The sequence below is a fragment of the Nocardioides sp. CCNWLW216 genome (assembly GCF_037120545.1).
GTDB lineage: Bacteria > Actinomycetota > Actinomycetes > Propionibacteriales > Nocardioidaceae > Nocardioides > Nocardioides lianchengensis.
On record NZ_JBBBBJ010000015.1, the window covers coordinates 1 to 14,436 of the forward strand.

Annotated in this window: 4 protein-coding genes; 1 reads left to right on the plus strand and 3 read right to left on the minus strand. The window is 73.2% G+C overall.

Annotated features, from left to right (window positions below):
• From V7S47_RS24155 to V7S47_RS24165, 3 genes are all read right to left on the minus strand, one after another.
• On the minus strand, positions 1-489 hold a 489-nt coding region (locus tag V7S47_RS24155; protein ID WP_336563985.1), incomplete at its 3' end, for an SIS domain-containing protein.
• Entirely contained in the window at positions 482-1,393 is a 912-nt protein-coding gene (locus tag V7S47_RS24160) for a PfkB family carbohydrate kinase (RefSeq protein WP_336563986.1), read from the minus strand. The genes V7S47_RS24155 and V7S47_RS24160, both read right to left, overlap by 8 nt.
• A gap of 79 nt (positions 1,394-1,472) precedes the next feature.
• Positions 1,473-6,569 (minus strand): family 43 glycosylhydrolase, encoded by a 5,097-nt coding sequence (locus V7S47_RS24165; protein WP_336563988.1) that lies wholly within the window; start codon positions 6,567-6,569, stop codon positions 1,473-1,475.
• Positions 6,570-6,823: 254 nt separating this feature from the next.
• Here V7S47_RS24165 and V7S47_RS24170 point away from each other — a divergent pair, with 254 nt between their 5' ends.
• A complete protein-coding gene (locus V7S47_RS24170; protein WP_336563989.1) occupies positions 6,824-14,215 on the plus strand; it encodes a family 43 glycosylhydrolase in 7,392 nt (2,463 codons plus the stop codon).
• Positions 14,216-14,436 lie beyond the last annotated feature (221 nt).

Below are 14,436 nucleotides of genomic sequence, written 5' to 3' on the forward strand. Positions count from 1 at the left end.
GAGATGCAGGAAGGCGAGGCAGGTGGCGAGGAAGCTCTTGGTCGCGGCGACGCTCCGTTCTGTCCCGGCCCGCAGCGGTACGATCACGTCGACCATGCCGGCGAGGGGCGAGGCTTCGTCGTTGACGAAGCCGACGACGAGCGCTCCGGCCCGCTTCGCCGCCTCGGTCAGCAGCAGGGCATCGGGGCTGCGGCCGGATTGCGAGGCGGCGATGAACACGGCGCGAGAGAGGTCGAGCTCACCGCCATAGACCGAGGCGAGGCTGGGGCCGAGCGAGGCGACGGGCAGGCCGAGCGTGCGCTCGATCAGGTATTTGCCATAGCTCGCGGCATGGTCGGAGGAGCCACGCGCGCAGGTCGCGACGAAGGCCGGGCGCTTGATGCGCAGGCGTGTGACGAGATCGGCGATGATTGCGCCATTTTCCGCGCGCTGGCGGCGTGCGACGGCGGCGGCTTCGGCCGCCTCGCGAGTGAGCAGGGCTTCAACCATGGCGGCGCAGAGGCTCTTCAAGCAGTTGGTCGGCGACAGCGGCGACCTGGCGCGGATCGAGCTCATGGCCGGCGCCGCCGACACTCTGGACCGAGAGCGTACCACAGGCGATACCTTCGGCGAGGGCGCGTTCGAGGGAGCTCCCACCGAGCCAGGCCGCGAGGAAGCCGGCGTTGAAGGCATCGCCCGCGCCGGTGGTGTCGACGGCGTCGACGCGCGGGGCCGGGACCTGCCGGCTGCCCGTGGCGTCGGCCAGTTGGGCGCCGGCCGCGCCGAGGGTGACGACCACCGACCGCGCGCCGGTCCGGGCCAGGACGGCCGCCGCGCTCGACTCACCGCACAGGTCGGCCGCCTCGGACTCGTTCACGACCAGCGGGTCGGCGAGGGCCAGCGTCTCCGACGCGAGGGGTACGACGGGCGCCGGGCTGAGCACCAGCCGGCCGCCGCCGCCGGCCACCGCGCGGGCGGCCGCGTCGACCGGTCCGGCGCCGACCTCGGTCTGGGCGAGTACGACGGCCGCGCCGGTGCAGGTGGCGGCGACCTCGTCGTCGGCCAGCGTCGCGTTCGCGCCGGCACCGACCACGATGGCGTTCTCGCCGTCCGGCGTCACCACGATCAGCGCGGTCCCGGTGGCCGCGTCGCGTCGTACCGCCACCCGGTCGGTGGCCACGCCGGCCGCCGCGAGCTGCCCCAGCTGCGTCCGGCCGGCCGCGTCGTCGCCGACCGCCCCGCACAGGACGACGGCCGCCCCGGCCCGGGCCGCCGCGACCGCCATGTTGGCGCCCTTGCCGCCCGCGCTGACCGCGGGTCCGTCGCCCACCACGGTCTCGCCCGGCGCCGGCCGGGCCTCGACACGGACGGTCACGTCCTGGTTGATCCCGCCCACCACGACCACGCCACTCATGCCGGCCAGTCTCCCGTGCCCCCGAAATGGAGCACGCCCCGGCGGTCCGCGAGGACCGCCGGGGCGTGACCAGCAGGCGTCAGCGCCGCGCGCGCACCACCGCCGTCGCGGTGTCGGCGGTGACGGTGGCCGAGCCGGCGTACGCCACCTTCAGGGTGTGCTTGCCGGCCTTCAGCCGCACCTTGACCGTCGTGGTCCGGCCCGCGTTCGCGACCCGCTTCACGACCTTGCCGTCGACCCGCAGCGTGACGGCGCCGCGGGCGGCGACCGACGAGGGGCGGGCGGCGAGGGTGATCCGGACCGTCACGGGACGACCGGCCTTGGCCGTGCGCGCCACCTTCAGGGTCACCGTGCCGGTGGCCTTGGCCACCGCGCGGGTGGCGACCGAGCGGGCGACCCCGGCCGGGCCGGACCCGGCGCGGGCGGTCACCTGGACCGAGATCCGGCGCCCGACGTCGGCGGTGGCGAGGCGGTAGCGCGACGCGGTCGCGCCCCGGATCGCCACCCCGTCCCGCAGCCACTGGTAGCCGAAGGACAGCCCGTCGACGGACCAGCGGCCGGTCGTGGCCGCCAGCTGCTGACCGACCACGGCGGACCCGCTGACCACCGGCAGGGCGGTGGCGGACGGCGCCGTCGGGCCCGACGCCGCGTCGACCGACACGGTGTCGACCGCCGAGGTGTTGCCGGCGACGTCGGTGGCCCGGAACGACACGGTGTGCGCCGCGCCGTCGAGCTCGACCGGGCCGGTGTAGGCGAGCCAGCCGCCGCCGTCGAGGTGGTACTCCACCAGCGCGACACCCGAGTCCGCGTCGGACGCGGTCAGCGTCACGACCCGGTCGGCCACGGCCGCGGTCACGGTCGGGACGACGTCGTCGACCTTCACCGCCTCGGTCCAGGTCTCGCTCCACTGCAGGTTGGCGCCGCGGGCGCGGTAGGCCACGTCGTACGAGCCGGCCGGCAGGTCCACCGCCGAGGTGTACGTCGTCCACTCGCCCGACCCGAGCCGGTACTGCAGGGTCGGTGCCGAGCCGGACAGCGTCAGCGCGGCGGCCGCGCCGTACCAGCCGGACGAGCCCGCGTCGGACACGGTCGCGGTGACCGGCCCGTCGGTGTAGGCCAGCGGCGCCACCGACGACAGGGTCGGCACCACCTTCTGGATCAGCCCGTCCTCCCCGAAGGTCAGCCGGTCGATCGTGGTCTCCCGGTGCGTGCCGTCACCGCCCGGGATGGCGAAGCGGTGGTAGGCGATGTACCACTCGTCGGTGCCCGGCACCTGGACGATCGAGCTGTGGCCGGTGGCCAGGATGCCCTGCGACTCGTCCTTCTCCAGGATCACGCCGCGGTAGGTCCACGGCCCGGTCGGGCTGGTCGAGGTGGCGTAGCCGACCCGGTAGTTCGGCGAACCGGTGTCGTCGATCGCGTAGGTGAGGTGGTAGATCCCGTTCCGGTAGTTCATGAACGAGCCCTCGCGGTACGACGTCAGCCCGCTCATCGCCGAGATGGTCCCCGGCTTCAGCGACAGCATGTCGTCGGCCAGCTCGGCCATCACCGGCGAGCCGTTGCCCCAGTAGAGGTAGTACTTGCCGGACACCGGGTCGTGGAACGCGGCCGGGTCGATCGCCTGGCCGGAGGTCACCGACTCGTTGTTGAGGATCATCGCCTGCGGCTGCGCGGTGAACGGCCCGGTCGGGCTGTCGGCCACGGCCACGCCGATGGTCTTCCGGTTGTACGTCGGGTTGTGGCCGGAGAAGTAGAAGTAGTACTTCCCGCCCCGCTCGATGATCGTCGGCGCCCACGCGTTGCCGGTCGCCCACGGGACGTTGCCACCTGCGCCGTCCAGGGTGAGGAACGGCTGCTCCGAGCGGGTCCAGTCGACCAGGTTCGTCGAGCTCCAGACGTAGAAGTCCTTCCCGCCCCAGCCGGGCGTGCCGTCGGTGGTCGCGTAGAGGTAGTAGACCCCGTCGAAGACCGCGATGTTCGGGTCGGCGTAGAGCCCGGGCAGCACCGGCGAGCGCATCACGACCGCGCGCACCGTCCAGGTCCGGCTCGCGCCGCCGTTGGTCACGGTGACCTGGACCGGCGACGTGTAGTCGGCCGGGCCGGACGGGGTGACCGTCGCGCCCGCGGGCACGACGTACGTCGGGTTGAGCGTGGTCAGGTCGGTGCCCGGCTCGACCGGCAGGGTGACCGTGCCGGCGGTGCCGTCGATGGTGACCGGCGCCTTCAGCGAGCCGAGCGTGACGTTGACGATGTCGGTCGGGGCGGCGGCCAGCTCGGCCACCTCGCCGGCCGACAGGGCCCGCGAGTAGATCCGGACGTCGCGCAGCTTGCCGCGCAGCCGGTTGTCGCCGTTGTACGCCGAGCGGCCGAGGTAGTTGGCCGTGGTGACGCCGTCGCCGAGGTCACCGGGCTTGAGGCTGACTCCTCCGTTCCGGGCGACCTGCCGGCCGTCCAGGTAGAGCGTCGAGGCCCCGTCGCCGAGCGTGTAGGTCAGCGTCTTCCAGGCGCCGCGGCCCAGCGCCGAGCCGGACGTCATGCCCTGCTCGGTCGTCCAGTTGCCCGAGGCGATCGCGGCCCGGTAGGTGCTGTTGCCGGTCGTGAACAGGTAGCCGTTGCCGACCCCGTCGGTGCCGGTGTTGCCGAGGTTCCAGACGAAGTAGTTGCCGGTCTGGGCGGGGTCCACCCACACCTTGGTGGAGACGGTGATCTCCTCCAGGCCGCTCATCAGGTTGTCCGGCAGCTTCACGTGGCCGGTGGTGCCGCCCAGGTTCAGCGCGCCGTCGACGAACGAGGTGTCGCCGACCAGGGTGCCGTCGTACCCGTGGCCGCTGGTGTCCTTCGCGTCCCCGCTCAGCGGGTACGACGCCACCAGTCCGTCCTCGGTGCTCTGCACCGGCGGCGGGGGAGCGGGCAGGTCGGCGCGCAGCGCGTCCAGCTCGGCCTGGGTGACCGGGATGACCGTGCCGTGGCGCGGGCTGGCGGGCAGCTTGTAGCCGGTGGGGACCTTCCAGTCCGGGTTCTCCAGGTCGTCGGTGGTCAGCGGGATGTAGCCGCGGCCGCCGTACTCGTCGACGAAGAGGTAGTACTGGCCGCCCGAGGTGTCGCCCGGGTTGCGCTTGAAGACCGTCGGACCCTCGACCGCTGAGGTGCCGGCGCCCTTGCCGATGCACCCCTTCATGAACTGCCAGGTCGGTGCGCCCGGCTGGTCGACGGCGGTCAGCGAGGACGCCTTCTCCTGGATGATGTCGGAGCAGCCGGTGCCGCCGCCGCCCTCGTCCTTGGTGAAGCGGTAGAAGGTTTCGCCCTCCTTGATCACGGTCGAGTCGATGCGGGACTCGCCGCGGTCCTGCCAGATCTTGGCCTCGCTGAAGGTCACGAAGTCCCGGGTCGTGGCGTAGAGCATCCGGTTGTAGGTGCTGCCGGTGTGGTTGACGTCGCTCTCGGCGTAGAGCTTGGAGGCCCAGAAGACGACGTACTGCTGGAGCTCGGCGTCCCAGTAGGCCTCCGGGGCCCAGGTGTTGCCGGCGGTGGGCGGCGAGACCAGCACGTGCCGCTGCGCCGACCAGGTCTTCAGGTCGGTCGACTCCCACACCTCGAGGTAGCGGCTGCCGGTGCGCTGCGAGCGGTCCCAGTCGCCGTTGCGGCCGATGGACAGGTCGGTGGCGATCAGGAAGAACCGGTCACCCTCGGGGGAGCGGATCAGGAAGGGGTCGCGCAGGCCCATCTCGCCGTACGTCGACTCCAGCACCGGCTGGCCGCCGTTGAGCTCGTCCCAGCGCAGCGCGTTGTTGCCCTTGCTGGCCGCGAAGTAGATCTTCTCGCCCTGGATCGAGTTGTTGGCGAAGTAGCTGAACGCATAACCCGCGTACGGCGCGGCCGCGCGCTTCTCGCGCACGGTCAGCGGGATCGCACGGGTGGCGGTGGCCGCCCCGACCGTGACGGTCGCGGTCAGGGTGACGCTGGTGTCGCCGGCGCCGTGGGCGGGGCGGGTCACCAGGCCGGTGGTGGAGACGACCGCGGGCGCCGAGGACGCCCAGGTGACGGTGCTGCCGTGCCGGCCGGTGGCGGGCAGGGTCAGGTGGCCGCGGACGTCGTCGGCGTGCACGAGCGCGAGCGCGGCGGCCGCGGCGTCGGCCTTGGACTGGTCGCTGTCGGCCGGGAGGACGGTGGCCGCGAAGGTCTTGGTCTCGCTGGACGCGCCCTTGGTGATCGTGGCGGTCAGGGTGACCTGGGCCGGGTCGGCACCGACGCCGGGTCGGGTCACGGCGCCGGTGGTGCTGATGACCGACGGGTTGCTCGAGGCCCAGGCCACGGCCGAGCCGAAGGCGCCGGTGGTCGGCAGCGCGAGGTTCGCGGTCACGGCGGAGACGTCGCCGAGGGACAGGGCGTCCTGGTCGCCCGCGACCCGGTTGGCGTCGGTCAGCGAGATGTCGGCGACCTCGGTGGCGCTCAGCGCGCGGGAGTAGATCCGGAAGTTCTTGACCTTGCCCTTGAGCGTGTTGTCCGTGGCGTAGTTGGACTCGCCCAGGACGTTGTTGGTGGTCGTGCCGTTGCCGATCGCGCTGGGGAGGACGGTCACGGCCGTGCTCTGGCCGACCTGGACGCCGTCCTCGTAGAGCGTGCCGGTGGTGCCGGTCTGCGTGTAGGTCACGGTCTTCCACACGCCGCGGGCCAGGTTGCCGCCGGAGGTGCGGGCGGTGACCTTCTCGCCGGACCAGTTGCCGGGCGTGGCCGCCGCGCGGAACCCGTTGCCGCTGGCCATCAGGTAGCCGGTCCCCGCGCCCGAGGTCGCCGGGTTGCCGAGACCCCAGATGAAGTACGGCGTCGCCTGGGAGGACTCGATGAACACGTCGGTCGACACCGTGATCGACGACAACCCGGCCATCAGGTTGTTCGGCAGCTTCACGTGGTCGTCGACGCCGTCGAGGGCGAGGCCCTGGGCGCCGCTCCAGGTCCCGCCGCCGACCACGGTCCCGTCCCGTCCGTTGCCGGAGGAGTCGGTGACCGTGGTCCCGGACGCCTGGGTCAGGTCGTAGCGCAGGAGCAGGCCGTCGGTGACGTCGGCCGCGGCGGCGCGGGCCGGCGCCGGCGTCGCCAGCAACAGCCCTCCGCACAGGGCGAGCACCACGGCCGAGGCCAGGGCTCGCAGGGTGGACGGGGGCGGTGCTGGGGTCATGGTGCGTCCTTCGTCGGCGGGGCCGGTCGGGCGAGTGTGAGCGCTAACAAAGGGGCAGTGTGACCGTGGGCACATGGGGCCGTCAAGAGGTCCGCTCAGGCGAAGAAGTGCCGGTCTGAACGACCTGAGCAAAGTTGTGAACGTTCACAAGAGCGATCCTTGACCTGCGCCAGTGTTAGCGCTAACAATGCAGGCCTTGTGTCGGCTGTCACATCGGGGGCTGCCGTTCGTCGTCGTCCGAGGAGCCCGCTGAAATGACGTCCGTCGCGCCCCGTCGCGTCTTCCCCGTGCCGCTGCTGGTGGCTCTCACCGCACTCGCGCTGATGCTGGCCGGGCTGGTCCTGCCGGCCACCGCCTGGGCCGCCCCCACCGCTCCCGCGGCCCCGACCGCCACCACCGACGGTCAGTCCGTCACGGTCGCCTGGGCCGCGCCGGGCGGCACCCCGGTCACCGGCTACCTGGTCGAGGTGCGCGGCGCGAACGACGCGGTCGTCGCGTCCTACCAGGTCGGCGCCGACGTCACGTCGTACGCCTTCGCGGGCCTCGACGACGGCACCTACACCGCCACGGTGACCGCGCTCGACGCCGACGGGGCCGCCGCCTCGCCGGCCTCCGCGCCGGTGACCGTCGACCTCGACCTGCTGGCCAGCTGGCAGTTCGCCGGCCTCGGCACCGCAGCCGGCACGACGGTCCCGGACGCCTCCGGCAACGGCAACGCCGCCACCCTGCGCGGCTCCGGCGCCACGGTCTCCGGCGACGCGCTGACCCTCCCGGGCGGCGCCAGCGGCTCGAGCGCGGCCTACGTGCAGATGCCGACCGGCCTGCTCAACGGTCAGGACACGGTCACGATCTCCGCCTGGCTGCGCAACGAGACCGGCTCGGGCAACTACGCCGCGCTCTTCTACGGCGCGGCCGCCAACCCGCCGTCGCGCTACTTCCTGCTCAACCCCAAGAACCCCTCCGGGCTGCTGAAGACGGTCGTCACGACCGGCACGACCAGCACCTCCGCCCCCTGGGGCACCGAGACCGGCATCTCGCCGACCACCGCCAGCCGGGGCGTCGCCGGCCCGACCACGACCGCCGGCGCCTGGGGGCTCTACACGACGGTCATCGAGCCGACCCGGATCACCGGCTACTACAACGGCGCCAAGGTCGGCTCGGCCACCCACGCCACCGCGCTGAGCAGCTTCGGCACCAACCTGGTCGGCTACATCGGGCGGTCGTCGTACGCCGACGTCTTCTACAAGGGCGGCGTCCGCGACGTGCGGGTCTACACCAAGGCCCTCACCGACGCCTCCGTCGCCGCGCAGTACGCCTACGACCAGGCCACGGCCGACGCTGCCGCGCTGAGCGTCCCGGCCACCGCCGCGGCCGACCTGGCCCTCCCGACCGCCGGCGCCCGCGGCTCCCAGGTCCGCTGGACCAGCTCGAACCCGACGCTGGTGACCAGCGCCGGCGCGATCACCCGCCCGAGCGGTGCCGACGTCGACGTCACCCTGACCGCCGTCGTCACCAAGGGCGGCAAGCAGGTCACCCGCGAGTTCGTCGTCACGGTCCTGGCCGACAACGCGGAGGCCGACGTGGTCCGCGTGGCCGCGGCGTACGACGTCGCGATCAGCGAGATCGCGTCCGACATCACCCTGCGGACCCAGGTCGACGGCGTCGACGTCGCGTGGCAGTCCTCCGCCCCCGGGGTGCTCGCCGCGAACGGCGCCGTGACCCGGCCCGCGACCCGGACCCCCGTGACCCTCACCGCGACCTTCTCGCGCGACGGCCACACCCGCACCCGCACCTTCGACGTGCACGTCCTGGCCGCCGACGCGGGCCGGGTCGGCAGCTACATCGCCACCGGCGACACCAACCGCACCGACGCGATCCACCTGGCCCTGGCCGAGGGCGGCGCGACGACGTACGCCCCGCTGAACAACGGCCGCCCGGTGCGCTACGCCGACAGCTACGCGGTCAAGCTCGGCTCCCCGAGCATCTTCCGCAGGCCCGACGGCCGCTTCGGGGTGGTCGCCACCGTCAACAGCAACAGCTCGTCGGTCTACCTCTACGACTCGCCCGACCTGGTGACCTTCCGCAACCAGCGGCTGGTGGCGTTCAACGGGCTCGGCCTCAACGCGCGGTCCGTCGCGGTCGCCTACGACAACGGCATCGCGGCCTACCGGCTGACCTTCACCGCGCTCGGCGACGGGAAGACCTACCAGGTCACCAGCGCCGACCTCGCGACCTTCTCGGCCCCGGTCGAGGTCGCCGCCCCGTCGGCAGCCGCCGCCGCCACCTTCCCGGCCGGCGCGATCGAGACCTCCAGCATCGGCGTCACCCCGAGCGAGTACGCCGCGGTGCGGCAGGCCTGGACCCGCATGCACGCCACCGGCGTCCAGCCGGTCGACGACGTCGCCATGGCTGCCGGCGGCAGCCTGCGGCTGCCGAAGGGCGCGGCGGTCACCTACAGCAACGGCGGGTCGGACACCGTCCAGCCGGTGACCTGGGACGCGGCGTCCGTCGCCGCGGTGGACACCGACACCCCCGGTGAGTACGTCGTCACCGGCACGGTCGGGCGCACGGCGTACCCGGAGAAGCTCGCGCACCAGCGGGCCGACCCGGACGTGACCGTGGGTGACGACGGGAGGTACTACCTGACCGCGTCGTACCCCGCGATCGGCAGCGACCCCGAGGGCTACGACCGGGTCGTGCTGCGGCGCGCCGACACCATCGCCGGCCTGGCCGACGCTCAGGAGGCCGTGCTCTGGGACGAGGCGAACTCGGCGCTGCAGCGCTACGTCTGGGCGCCCGAGCTGACCAAGATCGACGGCGGCTGGTACATCCTGTTCACCGCCAGCCGCAGCTCCAACGTCTTCGACATCCGGCCGATGATGCTGCGCCACACCGGCGGCGACCTGATGGACCCGGCGAACTGGGTCGAGGTCGGCGCGATGCTGGCGAAGTCGGGTGACACGCTCGCCTTCGCGAACTTCTCGCTCGACATGACCTACTTCGAGCAGGGCGGGCGGCACTACGTGATCTGGGCGCAGTCGGCCCCGTCGTCGGCGCTGCTGATGGCCGAGATCGACCCGGAGAACCCGCGCCAGCTGATCTCGAACGCGCGGATCATCGCCTACCCCGACCTGGCCTGGGAGGGCAACACCGCCACCAACCAGCAGATCGACGAGGGTGCGGCCGTCATCAAGCGCGGCGACCAGGTCTACGTGACCTACTCCGCCTCGACGGTCGACGACAAGTACAGCGTCGGCCTGCTCACCGCCGACCAGGACGCCGACCTGCTCGACCCGGCGTCGTGGACCAAGACCAACCACCCGCTGCTCACCACCGCCGACCTGCCCGCCGGGCAGACCGGCCCCGGTCACAACTCGTTCACCGTCGACGAGCTCGGCAACCCGGTGATCGTCTACCACGCCCGGACGACCGCGGACACGACCGACGGCGGCCTCACCGACCCGAGCCGGCACGCCCGCGCCCGGACGGTGCACTTCGACGCGACCGGTGCCCCGGTGCTGAACGTGACGGCCGAGGAGGAGCTGCCCGCGGACCGTGCGGTCAGCGTCACCGTGCACGTCGAGGCCGTCCCGATCGAGGTGCCGGGCGTGCCCGGCATGCCGGTCGTCAGCCAGCGCAGCAGCACCGGCGCGGTCGTCAGCTGGACCGCGCCGACCCAGGACGGCGGCGCGGACGTCACCGGCTACCGGGTCCGGGTCACCCGGGGCGGCAGCCAGGTCTCCGAGCAGGAGGTCACCGGCACGTCGGTCTCGCTGGCCGGCCTGACCGCGGGCGAGACCTACCAGGTCACCGTCGCGGCCCGGAACTCCGCCGGGTACGGCGCCGCCACCGCGCCGGTCGAGGTCACCACCCTCGTGCTGCCGGCTCCGCTCGTGCACTACCCGCTGAAGAGCGACCTCGAGGAGACGGTCGGCGACCGTGACGCCACCGCCGTCGGCACCGTGACGTACGACGACGGCGTGACCCTGCCCGGCGGCAGCACGTCGGCGACCAACTACGTGAAGCTGCCGAACGGCCTGCTCCCGACCGCCAGCCCGAACGTCAGCGTCTCGGTCTGGGTCAAGAGCGACACCCCGGCCCGCAACGGCGCGGCCATCGGCTTCGGCACGCCGCCGGTCAACAGCCTGCCGGCGAACTACTGGCTGCTGAACCCGACCGGCCCGAACGGCTCGGCCCGCTCGGTGATGACCAACGGGGTCAACGCGACGCAGCCGTGGACCACCGAGGTCGGCGTGTCCGGCCCGGCCACCACCGCGAAGCGCGGGTCGTGGGTCAACTACACGACCGTCTTCACCGCGGGCACGCTCACGTCGTACGTCGACGGCGTGCGGGTGGGCTCGGTCGCCAAGTCCCGCACCTTCGCCGACTACGCGGCCGCCGGGACGCTGGAGGGCTACCTCGGTCGTTCCGGCTACGCCGCGGACGCGGCGTTCAAGGGCTCGTTCCGCGAGCTCAGCATCTTCGACGCCTCGCTGAGCGACGACCAGGTCCGCGAGCTGGCGGCCGACGACGCGTTCATCCTGGCCGGTGCGCGGGAGCGGCTGTCGCTCGGCGACACCTCCGCCGTCACCGGCGACCTGACGCTCCCGACCACGCTGGCCGACGGGGTGACGGTCGCCTGGGCGACCAGCGACGCCTCGGTCGTATCGGCGAGCGGCGCGATCACCGTGGCCGGGGCCGCCCGGACCGCGACCCTGACCGCCACCCTCACCCGGGGAGCCCGGACGGCCAGCAAGGAGTTCGCGGTGACCGTCCCCGGTCGGGACGCCGTCGTGGCCGCAGCGGCCGACCTGCTGGTCGCGCCCACCGTGGTCGCCTCCGGGGACCGGCTGCCGGTCCTCGACGTCGACGGGATCACCACGACCTGGTCGACGGCGACGCCCGGCCTCACGGTCGCGGACGGCGTCGTCACGGCCACCCAGCGCACCAGCGGCACGGTCACGGCCGTGGTCTCCGCCGCCGGCGCGCAGTCGGTGACCAAGGCGTTCACGGTGACCGTGCTGCCGGCCGCCGCCGCGCGGTTCGTGCTCGGCTACACCCGCATGCCGCTCGCCACGCAGACCTACGGACCGAACCTGGCCCACGGCCTGCACCTGGCGCTCGGCGCCGAGCGGACCGGCCTGACGGCGCTCAACGAGAACCAGGGCATCGTCTATGCCCAGGCGGTCCCGACCGCCACGGTCGAGCTCAACGACGTCCGCACGCTGGTCGACCCCTACGTCTTCCGCACCGCGGAGGGCGGGTACGGCGTGGTCGCCACCCGGACCCTGTCCGGGGGCAGCCCCGACAGCAGCGCCGCGACCAGCATGCTGCTGTTCACCTCGCCCGACCTGCGCGACTTCACCCAGGTCGGCCTGCTCGAGGTCGACCCGGCCGCGGGCGGCGTGCGGAAGCCGCGCGTGCTCTGGGACTCCGCCGCGAAGCGCTACCTGATCTCGTGGGAGACCCCCTCGGGCACGGCGCGCCACGCCACCACCGACGACCTGGACGAGGCGCCGACCGCGCCGGCGAACGGCCGCCCGGTGACCGACGAGACGCCGGCGACGACCACCGCGACGGGCGCCGTACCGGTGAACAACCTGGTCGTCGACGCGGCCACCGCCGAGGGCCTGCGGGTCCGCTTCGGCCGGATCGCCAACACCGGCGTCGAGGTCGACCCGGTCGACGTCGCCGCCGGCGGCGAGGTGGACCTGGCCGACGTGCGGGCTCAGCTGTCGTACGACGACGGCTCGACCGCGACCCGCGCCATCACCTGGGACCCGGCCAGCCTGGCCGCGGTCGACACCGACACCCCGGGCGACTACACGGTCACCGGCACGGTGAAGCAGACCGACTATCCGTTCCCGTTCCTGGTCGGCCGGGCCGACCCTGCGGTGGTCCGCTGGCAGGGCAAGTACCTGTTCATCGCCACCACCGAGGGCGCGCAGGCCGACCTGCGGGTCCGCACGGCCGACACGGTGCTGGGGCTGCGCACGGCTCCCGAGAGCACGATCCTCACCCAGGGCGGCAACGTCCCGGGCCCGCTCTGGGCGCCCGAGTTCCACGTGATCCAGGGCCAGCTCTACGTGTTCTTCGCCTCCGGCGTCGACCAGAACTGCTGGTGCAACGTCCAGTCGCACGTGATGCGGCTGACCGGCACCGATCCGACCCTGGCCGCGTCCTGGGGCACCCCGCAGGTCGTCCAGGAGAAGGACGGCGGCCGGCTGCAGCTCGACGCCGAGCACCCGGGCATCTCGCTCGACATGACCTACTGGGAGGACACCCGCGGCGGCCAGACCGTCGGCTACGTGTCCTGGTCGCAGCGCTACATCGCCGGCGGCGTCACCGGTGACGCCCAGCTGTGGGTGGCCACCGTCGACCCGGCGAACCCGGCGCGGCTCACCAGCGAGCCGCGGCTGCTGACGGCGGCGGAGTTCGGGTGGGACCACAACACGGCCGCGGTCGCGGAGGCGCCGTACGTCGTCCGCCACGGCGACACGATGTACCTCACCTACTCGGGCTCGGCCACCGACAACACCTACGTCGTGGGCCTGCTGACCGCGCCGGCCGGAGCGGACCTGACCGACCCGGCGGTGTGGACCAAGCACGTCTACCCGGTGCTGAAGTCCGACCCGTCGATCCAGCAGACCGGTCCGGGCCACAGCATGTTCTCCGTCGACGAGGACGGCAACGACATCCTCGTCTACCACGCGAAGAACAACGGCGGCTCGCGCGACGCCGCGGTCCGGCGGATCCACTGGGCGGCGGACGGCATGCCGATCCTCGACATGACCAAGGACGAGGAGGTGGCCCCGGCCAACCGCGCGGTCAGCACCACGGTCACGGTCCGGGCGGCGCCCGACACCACGGCGCCGGTGGTCACGGTGACGGTCGACCCGGCCGAGCCGGGCGGGGCCGCGGGCTGGCACACCCGGCCGGTCACGGTCACGGCGAGCGCCACCGACGACGTCGCGGTCGCGGCCCTGGAGCAGCGGATCGGCGCCGGCGCGTGGACGTCGTACGACGGGCCGCTGAGCCTGCCGGAGGGCGTCACCGAGGTGTCGTTCCGGGCGTCCGACGCGGCCGGCAACACCTCGGAGCCGGTGACCAGGACGGTCCGCCGCGACGGCACGGCGCCGCGGGCGACCGCCGCGACGACGCCGGCGCGACCGAACGGGACGGCCGGCTGGTTCACCACCCGCGCGGTGCGGGTCGTGGTGGCCGGGACGGACGCGGGCTCGGGCGTCGTCCGGCGTGAGGTCCGGGTCGGGACCGGGCCCTGGCGGGTCTACTCCGCCCCGGTGGCGGTGCCGGTGGGGACCACGGCGGTGCAGTACCGCGCGGTCGACGCGGCCGGCCTGGTCTCCGCGGTCGGCACCCTCGCGGTGCGGCTCGACCCGACCGCCCCGAGCCTGGCGCTGAAGCAGCGCAAGGCGCGCGGCAAGGTCACTGTGACGGCCACCGCCCGCGACACCGGCTCGGGGGTCGCGAGCGTCCGCTACCGGGTCGACGGCGGCGCCTGGAAGGTGCTCCGGTCGACGGTCACGGTGAAGAGGCCCGGGCGGCACACGGTCGCCGTCCGGGTCACCGACCGGGCCGGGATCGTGACGACCAAGCAGCTGAAGGTGCGCGTCACGAAGCGCTGAGACCGCGAGCCGCACGGGCCGCCACCCCGCCCCGGGGTGGCGGCCATCGGCGTGCCCGCAGCCCGTCGTACCCGGCCCGGATGTGAACGCTCACCCCTTCGGATAGTCCCTGACGTCCGGCAGGCCCAGTTCACGCAGAACGTCGGGGACTATCCCGGCGGGCCGATGGTGTGAGCGTTCACATCCGCCCCTTGACGCGAGCAGTGTTAGCGCTAACAATC